The organism is Gordonia sp. i37 (assembly GCF_002043085.1).
GTDB lineage: Bacteria > Actinomycetota > Actinomycetes > Mycobacteriales > Mycobacteriaceae > Gordonia > Gordonia polyisoprenivorans.
Window position 1 is genome coordinate 1 of record NZ_MVPX01000511.1, and the last position, 18065, is coordinate 18065.

An 18065-nucleotide genomic window follows, 5' to 3' on the forward strand; every position below is an offset into this window, starting at 1 on the left:
ACGTCGTCGTCGCTGGTGCGGCAGATGCATCATGACGACGAGTTCGCGATCGAACCGCTGCCCAATCTGCTCTACAGCCGCGACAGCTCGTTCTGGGTGGGTTCGCGGTTCGCGATCTCGTCGCTGGCGCGTCGGGCGCGGGCCCGCGAGGCGTCGCTCGTCGACCTGATCTACGCCCACCACCCGCGGTTCCTGGGGGCGCGTCGCGCCTACGAGTCCCGGGTGGCACCGGTCGAGGGCGGCGACGTCCTGCTGCTCGCCCCGGGTGTCGTGGCGGTCGGGGTGGGGGAGCGCACCACCCCGGCCGGCGCGGAGGCACTGGCCCAGAGCCTGTTCGCCGATGCGCTCGCCCACACCGTCCTCGCGATCCCGATCGAGCGGACCGGGGTGTTCATGCACCTGGGAACGATGTGCACCATGGTCGACGCCGAGAAGTTCCTGGTGCACCCGGTGATGGCAGAAGGCATGTCCGCCTTTGCCGTTCGCGACGACGGCACTGGCGGGGTGAGCGTGTCGCAGGCGCGTCCGTTCGCCGACGCCGCGGCCGAGGCGATGGGCCGGGACCGCATCACGCTGATCGAACCCGACCTCGCCACCGGGGTGGCCGATCCCGGTCAGTGGAACGACAGCAGCAACACCCTCGCCGTCGAGCCCGGCGTCGTCGTGTCCTACCGCCACAACTCCGACACCAACCGACGGCTGCGGGAGTCGGGCATCGAGGTCATCGAGATCGACGGTTCCGAACTCGACGCGGGGCGTGGTGGCCCGCGCTGCATGGCCTGCCCGCTCGCACGTGACGAGATCTGAGGCCCCGTGACCACCGACCCCAACGTGCCCATCCACCTCGCCGGGCTGCTGCGCATCGATCCCACCGCCGCGCGCCCGCCCTACGAACAGATCCGGTTGGGCGTGATCGAGCTCATCGGGTCGGGAAAGATCTTGGTGGGGGCGCGGATTCCGACGGTCCGGGCACTGGCGTCGGATCTGCGCCTCGCGCCCAACACCGTTGCCCGCAGCTACCGCGAACTCGAGGCGGGCGGCATCATCGAGACCCGCGGACGTCACGGATCGTTCATCAAGGCCGGCCCCGACGCCCGGCTCGCGGCCGCCCAGAACACCACCGTCGAGCATGTGAAAAGCCTGCGTGAGCTGGGGTTCGACGACGCGGCGATCCTCGACATGCTGCGGCGCGCTCTCGGCTGGAGTTGAAGTTCGCCAAGATTGTTGCTTGTGTGAATTGGTGCAAAAAGCCCAAAAACCCGCAACCGGAACGCGAGTCTCGTTGGATCCGACGGTGTTCGGGGTCACTGCCGCGATCGTCATCGGTTTCGTCGCCTGGGGGCTGATCGGCCCCGACAGCCTCAACACGGTCAGCGACACCGTCCTCGGATGGATCACCACCAATCTCGGCTGGCTGTTCGTGTTGGCGGCCACCGGATTCGTGATCTTCGCGGTCTATCTCGCGGTCAGCAAGTACGGTCGCATCCCGCTCGGCGCCGACGACGAGAAGCCCGAATACCGCACGGTCAGCTGGATCGCGATGATGTTCAGCGCCGGCATGGGCATCGGCCTGATGTTCTTCGGCTCGTATGAGCCGCTGTTCCACTTCGTCGACGCGCCACCGGAGATGACCGCCGCCGACGTGCGCACCGCCATGGCAACGACCATGTTCCACTGGGGTTTTCACCCGTGGGCGATGTACGCGGTGGTCGGGCTGGCGATCGCCTACGGCACCTACCGATGTGGGCGTACCCAGTTGATCAGCTCGGTGTTCGCCCCGCTGCTGGGGTCGCGGACCAACGGACCGATCGGCAAGATCATCGACATCCTCGCGATCTTCGCGACCCTGTTCGGGACCGTCGCCTCGCTGGGACTCGGTGCGCTGCAGATCGGTTCGGGGATCAGCAAGGTCGGCTGGCTCGACAATCCGGGCACCATGCTGTTGGTGGCGATCGTCGCGATCCTCACCGCGTGCTTCGTGGCGTCGGCGGTGTCGGGGATCGCCAAGGGCATCCAGTGGCTGTCCAACATCAACATGGTGTTGGCGCTGATCCTCGCGGTCTTCGTCTTCGTGGTCGGCCCCACCGTCTTCATCCTCGATCTGCTGCCGACCACCCTCGGCGCCTATCTCAACGATCTACCGTTCTTCTCGGCGCGCTCGGGCGCCACCGTCGACGCCGACGGTCAGCAGTGGCTGGCCGACTGGACGATCTTCTACTGGGCGTGGTGGGTGTCGTGGACCCCGTTCGTCGGGATGTTCCTGGCCAAGATCTCCAAGGGCCGGACGATCCGCGAATTCGTCATCGGCGTCATGGTGGTGCCGGTGGTGGTGTCGTTGCTGTGGTTCTGCATTTTCGGCGGCACCGCGATCCGGGAGAACATGGACGGCGTGCTGCCGTTCGACCCGGCCACCGCCGCCAGCGAGGACACCCTGTTCGATGTGCTGGCCAACCTGCCGTGGACGGGTATCGCCTCGGCGCTGGTGATGATCCTCGTCGCGATCTTCTTCGTGTCCGGCGCCGACTCGGCGTCACTGGTGATGGGTACGCTCTCCGAGCGCGGCACCCACGAGCCACGCCGGGTGACGACCGTGTTCTGGGGTGTGCTGACCGGTGCCGTCGCCGCGTTGCTGCTCGCGATGGGCGGCGACGACCCCGACCACGAAGCCCTCAACGGCATCAAGCAGATGGCGATCATCGCCGCGCTGCCGTTCGTCCTGGTGATGATCGGCATGTGCGTCTCGCTGTACATGGATCTGCGGCGTGACCCGCTGATCGTGTCGCGTCAGATCCTCGCCGGACAGGTCGACGACCACATCCGCAAACAGGCCGAGGTGATCAGCACCGGTGAGATGCCGGTCGCCGGTACCACGCCGATCGTGGCGAGCCCGGACGGGCAGGTTCCGGACGGTCGCGTTTCGGACGGGCAGGTTTCGGACGGGGCGGGCGCGACACCGCGCACCGAGTAGCTCGGCAACAACCGTCGAGTGGGCGCCCTGTCACGTCGATCGGGCGCCCATTCGCGTCGACCGTGCGCTGTATCCCGTCGACCGTGCGCTTGATCGCGTCGATCGGGTATCAGCCCCAGCTGGGCAACCAGATCTCCTGCCGCCACATCGTCGGCGAGATGGGGGAGGCGGTCAGGATCGGCCACAGCCAGACGAAGTTGGCGACGACGAGCCCCACATAGAGGGCGACGACGATGACCGCGAGCGCCTGCCTCTCCGGTCGGGTGCCCGGCACGGCGCGTCGCGATCCGCGCAGGATGTCCCCGCAGGCCAGGGCCAATCCCATCACCAGGAACGGCGCGAGCACGGTCGCGTAGAAGAAGTACATCTGACGGTCGAGTTCGATGAACCACGGCAGGTAGCCGGCGGCGTAGGCGGTGACGACCGCGGCGTAGCGCCAGTCGCGTCGCACGAACCACGACCACATGCCCCAGAGGAGCATCGGCACCGACAACCACCACATCGCCGGTGAGCCGATGAGCATCTGCGCGCGGACACATTCGCCGCCGCCGCATTGGTCGGGTCCGTTCTCCAGGGCATAGAGCATGGGCCGCAGGCTCATCGGCCACGTCCACGGTTTGGATTCCCACGGGTGGTGGTTGCCCGCCGAGTTGGTGAGATGCTCGTGGAAGCTCAGGACACCGGCCTCGTAGTACCAGAGTGAGCGCCACGCGCCGGGCAACCACGACCATGTGCCACCGGTGCCGATGGTGTTGCCGACCTGATAGCGGTACACCGACGTCTCACTGGAGAACCACGGGATGAACGTCGCCAGGTAGATGGCGATCGGCATCACGGCAAGGCTCATGCCCGCCGGGAAGACGTCGCGACGCAGCGTGCCCAGCCAGGGGCGCTGCACGTGATAGGCCTTGCGGGCGGCGACGTCGAAGCCCACCGAGAGCAGCCCGAAGAAGATGATGTAGTAGATCCCCGACCATTTGGTACCGCAGGTCAGCCCGAGCATGACGCCCGCGGTGAAGCGATACCAGCGAAAGCCCAGGCGCGGCCCGAACACCGAATCGTGGATGCGGCCTTCCAGATACACCTTGTGCATGCGTGCCCGCACCTGGTCGCGGTCGGCGATCAGCGCGGTGAAGGTCGCCACGACGAACAGTGCCTGGAAGATGTCGAGCATGCCCAGCCGTGACTGGACGACGAGCACGCCGTCGCAGATCGCGAAGATCCCGGCGATCGCGCCGATCAGGGTGGATCGGGTCATGCGTCGCACGACGAGGTAGATCATCACCACGATCGCGATGCCCGACAGCGCCGAGATCACCCGCCACCCGAGCGGGGTGTAACCGAACATGGCCTCGCCGGCGGCGAGCAGCCATTTGCCGACCGGTGGATGCACGACCAGCCCGTAGGCCGGGTTGTCCTCGATCCAATTGCCGCCGGTGAGGACCTGCCAGCCCTGCGGGACGTAATGCTTCTCGTCAAAGATCGGGGTGCCGTCGTCGGTCGGCGTGTTCAGCGACCAGAAGCGTGTGATCGTCGCGAGCAACGTGATGACCAGGCCGACGATCAGTCCGCGAACGCGGTCGGGAGCGCCGAACAGAGGGGTCGGGATCTCCGGACCGGGCCGTGGCGCGGTCGGGTGCGCCGACGCCGTGATCTCGGCGCTGAGGTGTCGGTCGCGCTGGGCGACGTCGCCGGCGGTGAGGGTCACTCGTCCGATCGTAATGGTCGCCGGACGGCGACCGGCCAGGCCGTAGGCTTGCGGGATGACTTCGCCGTCGCCGACGGGTGCCCTGGTGCTCGCGGCCACCCCGATGGGCCGATACGACGACGCGTCACCTCGCCTGGTCGAGGCCCTGCGCACCGCCGACATCGTCGCCGCCGAGGACACCCGCCGCGCCCGCGCCCTGGCCGCCGGGCTGGAGGTGACCATCGCCGGTGAACTCATCAGTTACTACGACCAGGTCGAGGCCGCCCGCACACCGCGCCTCGTGGAGGCCATCGCCGCCGGCGCCACGGTACTGCTGATCACCGACGCCGGCATGCCGTCGGTCAGCGACCCCGGCTATCGCATCGTCGTGGCCTGCGCCGACGCCGGACTGCGGGTGACCGCACTGCCCGGGCCGTCGGCGGTCACCACCGCGCTGGCGGTGTCGGGGATGCCGTCGGAACGGTTCTGCTTCGAGGGGTTCGCACCCCGCAAGTCCGGGGCGCGCCGCGACTGGCTGGGCGTGCTGCGCGACGAATCACGCAGCGCCGTGTTCTTCGAATCGCCGCACCGACTCGCCGACTGTCTCGCCGACGCCGTCGAGGTCCTCGGCCCGGAGCGTCGGGCGGCGGTGTGCCGTGAGCTGACCAAGACCTACGAGGAAGTGCGGCGCGGAACGCTCGCCGAACTGGCCGCGTGGGCCGCCGACGGGATCAGAGGGGAGATCACCGTGGTGCTCGCCGGTGCCGTTGCCGGCGAACCCGACCTCGACGAACTCGTCACCCGTGCAACGGCACTCGCCGACGACGGAATGCGTTTGAAAGACGCGTGCGCGCAGGTCGTCAAGGGCACCAACGCCTCTCGACGCGATGTGTACGAGGCGGTGCTGGCGGCACGATCGGTGGACTGACCGGCGACTCGTGGCGTCAGGCCTGTGCGGAGATGATGCTGGCCGCCTTGTCCAGGCACTCCTGCCATTCACGTTCGGGATCGGAGTCGATGGTGATGCCGCCGCCGACGCCGAGCTCCAGCCCGCCGCCGGGGGATATCTCGACGGTGCGGATGGCGACGTTGAGATCCAGGAGCGCGTCGGGTCCGGCGAGACCGACTGCGCCGCAATACACTCCGCGCGGCGACGATTCCCATTCCGCGAGCAGTCCGCGCGCCCGTAGTTTCGGGGTGCCGGTGACCGAGGCCGGTGGCCAGGTGGCGTCGAGGAGTCGGGAATTGCCGACGTCGGGCGCCACGATCGCCTCCACCCGCGACACCAGGTGCCACACACCGGGTGCCGGGACGACGGTGAGAAGGTCGGCGACTCGCACCGATCCGGTGACCGCGACGCGCCCGAGGTCGTTGCGGACGAGGTCGACGATCATGATGTTCTCGGCGATGTCCTTCGTCGACGCCGACAACACGCTCGGGTCGGCGTCGGCGGCGATGGTGCCCTTGATCGGCGACGACGAGACGATGTTGCCGGTCCGGCGCAGGAACGTCTCCGGTGAGAAACTCGCGACCGCACCCCACTCGCCTTGCAGGAAGGCCGATTTGGCCGGACGTGTCGCGCCGGTGAGGTCGAGATAGAACTCCAGTGCCGACCCCTCGAGGTGGCCGGTGAAGCGGGTACACACGCACGCCTGGTAGATGTCGCCGGCGCGGATCGCCTCCAGACACTTCTCGATGGCCTCGACGTGGTGGGCGTGGTCCGGTGGCATCCATCGTGCCGACCACCGCGACCCCGACCACAACGACCCCGACGGCAGCGGGTTCCCGCCGACCCGCCCCAGCGCGGCGTCGTCCATCGCCCGGGTCACCCAGTCGGGCTGCGGTGAGCCATCCACCGACACGTGTCGCCACTGCCCGCTGCGCAGTACCAGCAGACGTTCGGTGAGTCCGCCCGCACACGACGGCAGCGTGGCCGCGGGCGCGTGCGAACCGTCGAAACCGCAGTAGCCCAACCAGAATCGGTCGGTGCGGTCGGCTGGAGCCGACCCGGCGCGAATCTCGATCGACGGCGCGATCACCGCGTCGGCATCCCACCAGTCGCCGATGAGTGCCGCCGGACCGGGCACGCCCTGTTTCGTCGCGGAATGCTGCAACGACCGCAGGACGTCGAGCGCGGTGGCCGTCATGCCGGAACGATCACGCCTCGTAACGAGGGAAGACCGGTGCGGGCTTGGGCAGTTCGGTTCCCGGCACCAGTCGCTGGGCGACGGCCGCGAAGTCGCGGTGGTCGTCGACGCGCAGCAGATCGAGCAGTGTGCCGCAGGCCGTCGGCATGACCGGCTGGGCCAACAGGGCCACCACACGCACGACCTCGGCGCACACGTAGAGCACGGTGCCGGTGCGCGCCAGATCGGTCTTGGCCAGTTTCCACGGTTCCTGTGCGGAGATGTAGCGGTTGGTCTCGGCCAGCGTCGTCCACAACGTCTCGAGACCGAGATGAATCGCCTGGGCGTCGAAGTGCTCACGCATCTTCGGAAGCAATTCGTCTGTGGCCGTGAGTAATCGCCGATCGTCCTCGGTGAACTCGGCCGGAGCCGGCACCGCGCCGTCGAAGTACTTGCCGATCATCGACAGGGTGCGCTGGGCGAGGTTGCCGAACTCGTTGGCCAGGTCGGCGTTGATCCGCGACACGATCGCTTCCGCCGAGTACGACCCGTCCTGCCCGTAGGACACCTCGCGCAGGAAGAAGTACCGCACCGGATCGAGACCGAACTCGTCGATGAGGTTGTCCGGGTCGACGACGTTGCCGACGGACTTGCTCATCTTCTCGCCGCGGTTGAACAAGAAGCCGTGGGCGAACACACGTTTGGGCAGCGGCAGGCCTGCGCTCATCAGGAACGCCGGCCAGTACACGCAGTGGAAGCGGATGATGTCCTTGCCGATGATGTGCAGATCGGCCGGCCAATACCGTTCGTAAGTGGCCTCGTCGTCGGGAAAACCCGCACCCGTCAGATAGTTGGTCAGCGCGTCGACCCATACGTACATGACGTGATCGGGATGCCCGGGCACCGGCACACCCCAGTCAAAGGTGGTGCGCGACACCGACAGATCGGTCAGCCCACCCTTGACGAAGCTCACCACCTCATTGCGCCGCACGTCGGGCCCGACGAACTCCGGGTGGCTCTCGTAGAGATCGAGCAACTTGTCCTGATACGCCGACAGCCGGAAGAAGAAGCTCTGCTCCTCGGTCCAGGTCAGGACGTGACGGGTGTCGGTGGCCACGCGCTGCCCGGCGTCGTCGACCTCGGTGTCGCCCTCGGCGTAGAACATCTCGTCGCGCACGTCGTACCAGCCGGAGTACGTGTCGAGGTAGATGTCGCCGGCGTCGACCATGCGCTGCCAGATCGCCGCCGATGCCCGTTTGTGATCCTCGTCGGAGGTCCGGATGAAACGGTGATAACTCGAACCGAGACGATCCTGCAGCTCCTGAAACCGGTCGGAGTTGCGGTTGGCGAGCTCTGCGGTCGGGATGCCCTCCTTCTCCGCGGTCTGCTGCATCTTCTGCCCGTGCACATCGGTGCCGGTGAGGAAGCGCACGTCGAAGCCGTCGAGCCGCTTGAACCGGGCCAGCGCGTCGGCGGAGATGTACTCGTAGGCGTGCCCGATGTGCGGTGCGCCGTTGGGGTAGGCGATCGCGGTGGTGAGGTAGTACGGGCGGCCCGCTCCGTGCGAGGCGGTCGCGTCGGAGGTGGGGGCGTCGGTGCTGGTCAGGTCACTGGGCATAGTGATGACAGGATACGGGGTCGCTCCCAGCCACAGCCCACCCCGTCACGCTCTGGTCAGCGCGGACGTCGGCGAATCCCGCTGCTCCCGGTGGCTGGTACGCGGTGTACGAATACAGCTTCCACCGCAGCGGGGTACCGACCCCGATTTTCGGCTGTTTTCGCCCGATTCCGTGGAAGTTGTATTCGTACGGCCGGGCGTCCGGCCGCGGATGCGGGGCCGATTCGGACATCACCCGATACCCTGGCCCCATGGTGATGGCTGATCGTCCCGGGGTCGCAACCGCATCGGCGCCGGTGACCGCGTTGACCATGGTCGGTTTGGCCGACAGCATGCTCAACGGCCTGGCCCGCGTGCCGTTCCGCCGGTTCTGGCAGGGGCCGGGCGGACTACTCGACAACGTGGGGCAGTCGGTCACGCGTCAGGCCGTGCGCTCGTTCATGGGCTACATCGTCGGCCTGCCCATCGAGGAGTTCCGGTCGATGGAGAAGGTGCTCGACGAACTGTGCCGGACGGTCATCCCACCGTTCATCCACCTCACCGACGACGTCGAGGTCACCGACGACGAGATCAACGGGGTGCCCGGACTGTGGGTGCGGTCGCGGTCGAGTTCGGATGCCTTCGTCGACGACGACGCGCAGAAGAAGACCATCGACGGCACCATCCTCTACCTGCACGGCGGCGGCTACATCGGGACCACCCCGATGATGTACTCGGCCTTCGCCGCATCCCTGTGCAGCGGCACTGGCTGCGAGGTCTTCATCGCCGACTACCGGATGGCGCCGGAGTTCCCGTTCCCCGCCGGCGTGCACGACGCCGCCGATGTCTATCGCGGACTGCTCGAGCGCGGCGTCGACGCCGATCACCTCGTCATCGCCGGTGATTCGGGCGGCGGCGGGTTGGCGACCTCGCTGGTCACCTACCTGTCGGAGATCGGGTCGCCGCGCCCGGCGGCTCTGGCGCTGTTCTCCCCGGAGGTCGATCTCGATCTCGACCACCCGTCGATCACCGACAACGCCAAGACCGACATCCTGCCGTGGAACGTGCCCGTCACGCCGTATCTGCACGGCGTCTCACCCGATGACACGCGCGTGTCGATGACGAAAGCCGAACCGGACGCGCAATGGTTCCCGCCGACCTTCGTGACGTGGGGTGCCGACGAGATGTTCCGTGATCCCATCCGCGAATTCGTGGAGACGCTGCGCGCCGCCGACATCGAGGTCATGTCGCTGGAGGAACGCGGCATGTTCCACGTCTTCCCGATCCTGATGCCGTGGGCGGAGAGCTCGCACGAGGTGTACCGCGAACTCGACGAGTTCGTCGACCGTCACGTCACCCCAGACCCGGCCGCCGCACCCACCCACTGACGAGCGCTCCAGGCGACCGACAAGCGCTTCCGCGCACCCGGCGCCTAGGCTGGCCGCATGGTGATGGCTGATCGTCCCGAGGTAGCGACCGCATCCGGACCCGTGAGTGCGCTGGCGGTGGTGGGTCTGGCCGAGAGCATGCTCAACGGACTCGCCCGGGTTCCGTTCCAGAAGCCGTGGAGCGGTCCCGGTGGCCTCCTGGACAACCTCGGACAGTCGGTGACCCGACAGACGATCCGCGCGTTCATGGGCTATTCGATGGGCCTGCCGATCGAGGAGTTCCGTTCGATGGAGAAATTCATCGACGACATCTGCAAGATCGTGCTCCCGCCGGTCGTCGGTCTGGCCGGCAAGGTCGAGATCGTCGCCGACGAGGTCGCCGGGATACCGGGGATCTGGTGTCGCGCCAAGGATTCCACCGACTCCTATGTCGACGACGCCGAGCAGAAGAAGGCCATCGACGGCACCATGCTGTATCTGCACGGCGGCGGCTACATCGGCACCTCACCGATGATGTACGCCGCCTTCGCCGCCGCCCTCGTCCGCCTCACCGGGTTCGAGATCTTCATCGCCGACTACCGGATGGCGCCGGAATTCCCGTTCCCCGCCGGCGTGCACGACGCCGCCGACGTCTACCGCGGGCTGCTCGAGCGAGGGGTCGACCCTGCGCATCTGGTGGTCGCCGGGGACTCCGGCGGTGGCGGGCTCGCCACCTCGCTGGTGGCCTACCTGCGCGATCACGACCTCCCCAAACCAGCTGCGCTGGCCCTGTTCTCACCGGAGATCGACCTCGATCTCGACCACGATTCGATCGTCGAGAACGCGCCGTACGACATCCTGCCGTGGAGTATCCCGGTCGCGCCGTACCTGCGCGGGGTGCAGCCCAATGACGACCGGGTCTCGGCCGTGTACGGCCATCCCGACCCGGAGTGGTTCCCGGCGACGTTCGTCTGCTGGGGCGAGGTGGAGATGTTCCGTGACGGCATCCGGCAGTTCGTCGAGAACCTGGAAGCCGCGGGGGTACCGGTGACGGGGAGGGAGGAGCGTGGCATGTTCCACGTCTTCCCGATCCTCATGCCGTGGGCGGAGTCGTCCAAGCGGGTGCTGCGTGAACTCGGCGAACTCGCCGACCGCTACGTCATCTCGGATCCGCAAGCGGCCCAGACGCACTGACGGTAACGCCAAGATCGGTGGCCGCCCGGGATCTCACATCTGACGGCGGTAGGGCTCGCATCCAGGCGGGGCCTTGGGCGGCTCACGCAGGGCGATCTCCGGGATCGACATGGTGACCGGTGTGCCCTCGGTGAGGGTGAACTTGTCACCGTGATGCGCGAGGTCGATGTCGGGTCCCGAGAGCAGGCGATACGTCGCCGAGCTCTTGTCGATGGCGACCAGCATCTTGGAGTCGCGCACCGTCATCCGGAACGACAGGTAGTCCAGTCGTGTCGGCAGTCTCGGCGCGAACGTGATGTTGCCACCGAAGTCGCGCATGCCGCCGAACCCGGCCACACAATCCATCCACGCTCCGGCCAGCGCCGCGATGTGCAGACCGCTCGCCACGTTGTCGTGCAGATCGTGCAGATCGGTGAACACCGATTCGACGAGCAGATCGTAGGAGAGGTCGGGGTAGCCGACCTCGGCGGCGGTGACCGCCTCACAACACGCCGACAACGACGAATCCCGCACCGTCAGTGGGTAGTAGTAGTCGAAGTTCCGCAGTTTCTGTTCCGGGGTGAAACTCTCGCCGAACAGGTACATGGCGAACACCAGGTCGGCCTGTTTGACGACCTGCTTGCGGTACAGCTCGTAGTACGGATAGTTCAGCAGCAGTGGGTATTTGCCGCGTGAAGCCTCGAAATCCCATGCGCCCAACAGGGTGAACGCCTCGCACTGCTGGTGCACACCGAGTGCCTCGTCGTAGGGCATCACCATGTCGTCGGCGCAGGCCTCCCAGTGCGCCGACTCGGCGTTGGTGACGCCGAACTGCTGAGCCAGGTCCGGACGCCGGTGCACCGCGGCCACCGCATCCCGAAGGTTTTGTTGTGCAGCGAGATTGGTGAAGATGTTGTTGTTGACCACGGCGGTGTACTCGTCGGGTCCGGTGATGCCGTCGATCCGGAAGTGCCCGTTGACGTCGTGATGTCCGAGGCCGGCGAACAGGCGGGCGGTCTCGACGAGGATCTCGACGCCGCATTCGGTTTCGAACTGCTCATCGTGGGTGGCGCGCAGGTATCGGCCGGTCGCGTTGGCGATGTCGGCGCTCACGTGCACGCCCGCGGTACCCGCGGGCCAGTAGCCCGAACACTCGTCACCGTTGATCGAGCGCCACGGGAACATCGCGCCGCGCTGGGCGAGTTCGGCGGCACGCGCCTTGGCCTTGTCCATCGTGGCGTGGCGCCAGCGCAACTCCTCGCCGGCCGCCGCGGGCACCGTGTACGTCAGCATCGGCAGGATGAAACTTTCGGTGTCCCAGAAGGTGTGGCCGTCGTAGCCGGGGCCGGTGAGTCCCTTGGCCGGGATCGCGCGCGACTGGCCGCGCGCGCCCGCCTGGAGCACGTGGAACAAGGCGAACCGGATCGCCTGCTGCAGTTCGGGATCGCCGTCGAGCTCGATGTCGGCGTCGCGCCAGAAGTCCTCGAGGTAGGCGGCCTGATTGGCTTTGAGTGAGTCCCAGCCGGTTTCCATCGCCATCGCCAGCGCGGCGTCGACCTGTGCGCGCAGTGCGGGTACCGATCGCCGCGCCGACCAGCCGTAGCCGATATATTTGGTCAGGCTCAGCCGGGTGCCCTCGGGGACGTTGGCGGCCACCGTCAGTCGCGCGAGGTCACCGTCGGCGCGAATGAAAGTGTCTGCGCGATCGGGGAATTCGATCTGATGATCCATACCGGCGGCCATGTGCAGGCCCGAGCGCTTGGTGTGGTGGACCAGGATGCCCCAGTAGTTGCGGCAGGTCGCGAGATCCGAGACCAGCGGCTGATCGAGTGCTGCCGCCAGGCGCGGATCGTTGCCCGGCGTCGGAATAGGTTCGTTGGCAAGCAGATCCGACTGCAGCACCAGCTTCATGTCCTCGCCGACCGGCTCCACCTCGTAGTGGATCGCGGCGATGGTGCGCTTGGTGAACGACACCAGCCGCTCGGACTTGATGCGTACCGTGCGACCGGTCGGGGAGGTCCACAGGGTGCTGCGCCGCAACGTGCCGGTGCGGAAGTCGAGCACACGCTCGTGCTCCTCGGTGCGACCATAACGCAGGTCCATCGGCTCGTCCTCGACGAGCAACCGGATGATCTTGCCGTCGGTGACGTTGACCACGGTCTGCCCGGATTCGGGGTAACCGTAACCACTTTCGGCGTACGGCAGACCGCGCTGCTCGTAGAAGCCGTTGAGGTAGGTGCCCGGGTGATCGACCGGCTCACCCTCCTCGAAGGTGCCGCGCAACCCGATGTGCCCGTTGGACAGCGCGAAGAGGGTCTCGGTGCGCCCGAGCATGTCGATGTCGAGTCCGCGCCAGCGCAATTGCCATGGGTGGACGTCGAATCCGTAGGCGTTGTCGGAGGTGCTCATGCGGGGAGTAACTCCTCGAGATCGTTGACGACGATGGACGCCCCGGCCGCGGTCATCGACGCGGCCTGGGTGCCGCCGACCCGGTCGATACCGACGACGTAGCCGAAATGACCGGCGGCACCGGCCTGGACTCCGGAGATCGCATCCTCGAAGACCGCGGCGGCTGCGGGCTCGACGCCCATCCGCTGTGCTCCGAGAAGATACGAATCGGGGGCGGGTTTGCCGCGCAGGCCCGCGGCGGCCGTCTCGAGACCGTCCACGCGAACCTCCACGAACTCCGACAGATCGGCGGCGTCGAGCACCGCGGCGCCATTCTTCGACGAGGTCACCACCGCGATCCGCAGACCGGCATCCTTCGCGGCCTGCAGATAGCGCACCGATCCCGGATACGGGTTCACCCCATCGCGTTCGAGGCTGGCGAGGAACATCTCGTTCTTCCCGCTGCCGATCGCCTCGACGGTGGCGTCGTCGACGTCGTCGATACCGCGGCTGGCGAGGAAGGCACGCACACCGTCGTCGCGCGGACGGCCGTCGACATGGTCGAGGTAGTCCTGCTCGGTGAACGGCGTGAACCCCTCGCCGTCGCGCTGACGAAGGTAGGCATCGAACGCCGCCTTCCACGCGTGGCGATGCAGGACGGCGGTACTCGTGAGGACACCGTCGAGGTCGAAGAGCGCGACGGTGACGTCATCTGGCAAACCCAACACGAGTGGCCACGCTACCCGTCTGTGGCGGCTGGGGCGCGCTATGCGAGCGACGCGGATCCGCGGGGTGTCGCGCAGGTGCACAAATGTGTGGACGCGTGCGACGCGAATGATGAACCATGAGGCCATGTCTCGTGATGTCGTACAGTCCCGACGCTTCGCCCAGGTCGATGTCTTCGCGTCCCAACCGGTCTCCGGCAATCCGGTGGCGGTGGTCGTGGACGCCGACGGCATCGGTGACGAACAGATGGCGGCGTTCGCGCGATGGACCAATCTGTCGGAAACCACGTTCCTGCTGCCGCCGACCGACGCGGACGCCGACTACCGGCTGCGGATCTTCACTCCCGGCTCGGAGATGCCTTTCGCCGGGCATCCGACGCTGGGGTCGGCGCATGCGTGGCTCGCCGCCGGGGGTGTCGCCGCGGGCGACGACATCGTGCAGGAGTGCGGTGTCGGGCTGGTCCGCATCCGACGGACCGACGGTCGCCTCGCCTTCGCCGCGCCGCCGCTGAGCCGTTCCGGGCCCGTCGCCGACGACACCCGCGCCGAGGTGACCGCCGCCCTCGGCGTGGACCCGCAGCACGTACTCGCCGCCGAATGGGTGATCAACGGGCCGCGGTGGATGGTGTTGCAGCTCGATTCGGCGCAGCGCGTGCTCGAAGTGACCCCCGACTTCGCCGCCCTCGGCGACCATGAGGTGGGGCTCGTCGGCGCCCACACCGAGGCGACCGCCCCCGGAGCCGATGTGATGTTCGAGGTCCGCGCGTTCGCACCCGGCGACGGCATCCCCGAGGACCCGGTCACCGGCAGTCTCAACGCCGGCATCGCGATGTGGCTGCGCGGCGCCGGTTTGGCGCCGTCGTCCTATGTGGCTGCTCAGGGAACCGTGCTCGGCCGGTCCGGACGCGTGCACGTCACTGACGACGGGGAGAACATCTGGATCGGCGGCGAGAGCACGACCGTCATCACCGGCAGCGTCGATCTGTAGGCACACCGGTGGCCGCGACCCCCGATAACCCCGACCCCGGTACGCCGAGCCCTACAGTTGGCCGCATGACCGACGCCGACAGCGCCCACCACACCGCCGACAGCGCCCACCACACCGCCGACAGCGCCCACCACACCGCCGACAGCGCTTCGATGAAGGCCGAGAGCGCCAAGGCGGCCAAGAAGCGGCGTCGTCGGGAGCCGCCGCCGGACCCCGAGCTCCTGCCGGGGCTGGTCGACGCGCACACCCATCTCGCCGCCTGTGGCGGGCGGGATGCGGACTCGGTCCGGGCCATCCTCGATCACGCCGAGACGGTCGGTGTCGGGCAGGTCGTCACCGTCGCCGACGACATGATCGACGCGCGCTGGGCTCTCGACGCCGCGCACTGGGACGATCGGGCGTTCGCCGCGGTTGCGCTGCATCCCACCCATGCGGGCGAACTCGACGATGCGGCGCGCGCCGAACTCGAACAGATGGCCGCCGATCCGCGGGTGGTGGCCATCGGCGAGACCGGTCTCGACTACTACTGGCCCGGCAAGTCCGAGTCGGCGGCGTCGCCGGAGGTCCAGAAGGAGGCCTTTGCCTGGCACATCGATCTGGCCAAGCGGATCGGCAAACCGCTGATGATCCACAACCGGGAGGCCGACCACGACCTCCTCGACATCCTGGCGGCCGAGGGCTCACCGGACGCCGTGATCATGCATTGCTTCTCCGGTGACCGGAATGTTGCTCGCGAATGCATAGATCGCGGCTATTTTCTGAGTTTTGCTGGAACTGTGACATTTGCCAATGCTGCCGAGTTGCGTGAGTCAGCTCACCTGGTGCCGGACGGGCAGATCCTCGTCGAGACCGACGCACCGTTCCTGACCCCGCATCCCTACCGTGGCCAGCCGAATCAGTCCTATTGCCTGCCTTATTCGGCACGGCTGCTCGCCGATGTCCGTCGAACGGATGAGCACACGATGGCGCAGACGCTCGGTGACAACGCGCGACGCGTTTACCGGCTGTCTTTGCGGTAATCACCCCTGCTCGTTATCGTATTGTGATCCGTCGCCTCGGCGGTGGTTTCGTTCCTCGGGATGTGGGCCCTCGGGCCCGTCCGGGACGACCACCTCGCGCCGGTGTCGGGGGATGACCACGTCGTCGATCAGGATGCTTGACCTTGTCTGTTTTCGCGAGAATCCACACGTTGGAGTCGATGCGCGCCCGCATCGCCATCGGGGCCGTGCTCTGCACCGTCGCCGCGGGCGGCGTGATGGGCGTGACGATGCACAAACACGTCACCATCGACGTCGACGGCCAGAAGATCCAGGTCGCCACGATGACGATGAACGTCGACTCGTTGCTCGAGTCGCAGGGCTACCAGCCGGTCAGCGGCGACATGGTGTCGCCGTCCCCGAATTCATCGTTCTCCGACGGTCAGACGATCACCTTCCATCGCAAGAAGCAGGTCGTCCTCGACGTGGAGGGCGAGAAGCGCGTCGTCGAGACGACCGCGGTCAACGTGAACCAACTCCTCGCCCAGCAAGGGCTCTCACACGGTGCGGACCAGGCGAACTTCAACGCGAACGGGCCGATCCCGGTCAACGGCGCGGTCGTCGACGTCACGCTCCCCAAGAAGCTCGTCATCATCGACGGCGGGGTGCCATCGATCAAGTCGGTGCCCGCCGACACCGTGTCGGAGGCCCTCGAGGGCATCGGTGCGCCGTTGCAGGACGCCGACAAGGTCACCCCGGCCGCCGACGCCAAGGTCACCGACGGCACGGTCATCAACGTCACCCGCATCCGCACCACCGAGACCACTGTCGAAGAGGACGTCAACGCTCCCGACGTCACCCAGGACGATCCGACCCTGATCAAGGATCGCCGCATCGTCGTCAAGCCCGGTAAGCCGGGCCGTGCGAAGGTTCAGTACGAGGTGACCACCGTCAACGGCAAGATCACCAAGCGCGTGAAGATCAGCCAGGACGTGCTCACCCAGCCGGTCGCGGCCACCGTTCGCGTCGGGACCAAGCCGGGCGCACCGTTCGTGCCGTTCGGTTCGGTGTGGGATGCGCTGGCCCAGTGTGAATCGACCGGTAACTGGGCGATCAACTCCGGCAACGGTTTCTACGGTGGTATCCAGTTCGACCAGAACACCTGGGATCGCTGGGGCGGCCAGGAGTACGCGCCGCGCCCGGACCTCGCCACCCGTGAGGAGCAGATCGCGATCGCCGAGAAGACCCAGGCCGCACAGGGCTGGGGTGCGTGGCCGTCCTGCTCGTCGCGGCTGGGGCTCTGATCTGACCGCCGACGACGCGCCTGCGCATTCGCGCCTACTCGGTCCGGCGCAGATCCGGGCTCTGGCAACCGAACTGGGCGTTCGCCCGACCAAGACCCTCGGGCAGAACTTCGTCCATGACGCCAACACGGTGCGACGTATCGTCGCCGCATCCGGTGTCGGGGCCGACGACGTCGTGCTCGAGGTCGGCCCCGGTCTCGGCTCGCTGACCCTGGCCCTGCTCGGCACCGTCTCGCGCGTGATCGCCGTCGAGATCGACCCGGTCCTGGCCGCACGGCTTCCCGCCACCGTGGCGGAGTACGCGCCGACCCGGTCAGCGGCACTCGACGTCGTCACCGCCGACGCGATGACGGTGCTCGCCGACGACCTGCCCGCCGCGCCCACCGCACTTGTGGCGAATCTGCCCTACAACGTTGCGGTGCCCGTGCTGCTGCACCTGCTCGCGCAGTGCCCGACGCTGCAGACCGCTCTGGTGATGGTGCAGGCCGAGGTCGCCGACCGCCTCGCCGCCGGACCGGGCGGCCGCATTTACGGCGTCCCGAGCGTCAAGGCCCGCTACTTCGGTGACGTGTCGCGGGCGGGTGCGGTGGGCCGCAACGTGTTCTGGCCGGAACCCAAGGTGGAGTCCGGACTGGTTCGCGTACAACGACATTCACGCTATTCCGACGATCCCGCGGTGCGGGCGAAGGTGTTCGCCGTCATCGACGCCGCCTTCGCCCAGCGCCGCAAGACGATGCGCTCGGCACTGGCCGGGTGGGCCGGCTC

Annotated in this window: 15 protein-coding genes; 10 read left to right on the forward strand and 5 right to left on the reverse strand. The window is 67.4% G+C overall.

The features are described from left to right. The 3 genes from B1964_RS24985 to B1964_RS24995 form a co-directional block, all read left to right on the forward strand. Positions 1-807, forward strand: an 807-nt coding sequence (locus B1964_RS24985; protein ID WP_253194179.1) for an arginine deiminase family protein, incomplete at its 5' end; no start/stop codon positions are given. A gap of 6 nt (positions 808-813) precedes the next feature. Next, positions 814-1209, forward strand: coding sequence for a GntR family transcriptional regulator (locus B1964_RS24990; protein WP_006369569.1), 396 nt, complete (start codon positions 814-816; stop codon positions 1207-1209). A gap of 85 nt (positions 1210-1294) precedes the next feature. Beyond that, positions 1295-2968, forward strand: coding sequence for a BCCT family transporter (locus tag B1964_RS24995; protein ID WP_238534870.1), 1674 nt, complete (start codon positions 1295-1297; stop codon positions 2966-2968). A gap of 109 nt (positions 2969-3077) precedes the next feature. Here the strand turns inward: B1964_RS24995 and B1964_RS25000 are convergent, their stop codons facing one another. Further along, complete coding sequence (locus B1964_RS25000; protein WP_253194180.1) at positions 3078-4622, reverse strand: glycosyltransferase family 39 protein; 1545 nt, start codon at positions 4620-4622, stop codon at positions 3078-3080. A 109-nt stretch (positions 4623-4731) separates the two neighbouring features. On the opposite strand from B1964_RS25000, the gene rsmI reads away from it, so the two are divergent. Next, positions 4732-5583, forward strand: a complete 852-nt coding sequence (gene rsmI, locus B1964_RS25005; protein ID WP_079931715.1) for a 16S rRNA (cytidine(1402)-2'-O)-methyltransferase — start codon at positions 4732-4734, stop codon at positions 5581-5583. A 16-nt stretch (positions 5584-5599) separates the two neighbouring features. Here rsmI and B1964_RS25010 read toward each other — a convergent pair whose 3' ends face one another. Together B1964_RS25010 and metG are read right to left on the reverse strand one after the other, a co-directional pair. Then, entirely contained in the window at positions 5600-6802 is a 1203-nt protein-coding gene (locus B1964_RS25010) for an aminodeoxychorismate synthase component I (RefSeq protein WP_079931716.1), read from the reverse strand. Positions 6803-6812: 10 nt separating this feature from the next. Further along, positions 6813-8399, reverse strand: coding sequence for a methionine--tRNA ligase (gene metG, locus B1964_RS25015; RefSeq protein ID WP_079931717.1), 1587 nt, complete (start codon positions 8397-8399; stop codon positions 6813-6815). 251 nt (positions 8400-8650) lie between these two features. Between metG and B1964_RS25020 the strand changes: the two genes are divergently transcribed. Beyond that, positions 8651-9766: an alpha/beta hydrolase gene (locus B1964_RS25020; RefSeq protein ID WP_079931718.1), complete on the forward strand. Its 1116-nt coding sequence runs from the start codon at positions 8651-8653 to the stop codon at positions 9764-9766. A gap of 57 nt (positions 9767-9823) precedes the next feature. After that, positions 9824-10939, forward strand: a complete 1116-nt coding sequence (locus B1964_RS25025; protein ID WP_079931719.1) for an alpha/beta hydrolase — start codon at positions 9824-9826, stop codon at positions 10937-10939. A gap of 33 nt (positions 10940-10972) precedes the next feature. On the opposite strand, the gene B1964_RS25030 is transcribed toward B1964_RS25025, so the two are convergent. Further along, the gene (locus B1964_RS25030; RefSeq protein WP_079931720.1) at positions 10973-13327 is read right to left on the reverse strand and encodes a glycosyl hydrolase family 65 protein; all 2355 of its coding nucleotides are present in this window, start codon (positions 13325-13327) and stop codon (positions 10973-10975) included. Next, complete coding sequence (locus B1964_RS25035) at positions 13324-14034, reverse strand: HAD family phosphatase (RefSeq protein WP_079931721.1); 711 nt, start codon at positions 14032-14034, stop codon at positions 13324-13326. Before B1964_RS25035 ends, B1964_RS25030 begins: the two co-directional genes overlap by 4 nt. Before the next feature lie 106 nt (positions 14035-14140). Here B1964_RS25035 and B1964_RS25040 point away from each other — a divergent pair, with 106 nt between their 5' ends. The 4 genes from B1964_RS25040 to rsmA form a co-directional block, all read left to right on the forward strand. Beyond that, positions 14141-15019, forward strand: a complete 879-nt coding sequence (locus tag B1964_RS25040; protein WP_079931722.1) for a PhzF family phenazine biosynthesis protein — start codon at positions 14141-14143, stop codon at positions 15017-15019. Between the two features lie 152 nt (positions 15020-15171). Further along, entirely contained in the window at positions 15172-16038 is an 867-nt protein-coding gene (locus B1964_RS25045) for a TatD family hydrolase (protein WP_139765861.1), read from the forward strand. 179 nt (positions 16039-16217) lie between these two features. After that, complete coding sequence (locus tag B1964_RS25050; RefSeq protein ID WP_079931725.1) at positions 16218-17300, forward strand: resuscitation-promoting factor; 1083 nt, start codon at positions 16218-16220, stop codon at positions 17298-17300. Then, the coding region (rsmA, locus tag B1964_RS25055; protein WP_079931724.1) for a 16S rRNA (adenine(1518)-N(6)/adenine(1519)-N(6))-dimethyltransferase RsmA at positions 17263-18065 on the forward strand (803 nt) is incomplete at its 3' end. The genes B1964_RS25050 and rsmA, both read left to right, overlap by 38 nt.

Excerpts from the sequence above, each read along its gene's own strand:
- rsmI (WP_079931715.1), top strand. The coding sequence starts at position 4,732 with ATGACTTCGCCGTCGCCGACGGGTGCCCTGGTGCTCGCGGCCACCCCG.
- B1964_RS25010 (WP_079931716.1), bottom strand. The coding sequence starts at position 6,802 with ATGACGGCCACCGCGCTCGACGTCCTGCGGTCGTTGCAGCATTCCGCG.
- metG (WP_079931717.1), bottom strand. The coding sequence starts at position 8,399 with ATGCCCAGTGACCTGACCAGCACCGACGCCCCCACCTCCGACGCGACC.
- B1964_RS25020 (WP_079931718.1), top strand. The coding sequence starts at position 8,651 with ATGGTGATGGCTGATCGTCCCGGGGTCGCAACCGCATCGGCGCCGGTG.
- B1964_RS25025 (WP_079931719.1), top strand. The coding sequence starts at position 9,824 with ATGGTGATGGCTGATCGTCCCGAGGTAGCGACCGCATCCGGACCCGTG.
- B1964_RS25030 (WP_079931720.1), bottom strand. The coding sequence starts at position 13,327 with ATGAGCACCTCCGACAACGCCTACGGATTCGACGTCCACCCATGGCAA.
- B1964_RS25040 (WP_079931722.1), top strand. The coding sequence starts at position 14,141 with ATGATGAACCATGAGGCCATGTCTCGTGATGTCGTACAGTCCCGACGC.
- B1964_RS25045 (WP_139765861.1), top strand. The coding sequence starts at position 15,172 with ATGAAGGCCGAGAGCGCCAAGGCGGCCAAGAAGCGGCGTCGTCGGGAG.
- B1964_RS25050 (WP_079931725.1), top strand. The coding sequence starts at position 16,218 with ATGCGCGCCCGCATCGCCATCGGGGCCGTGCTCTGCACCGTCGCCGCG.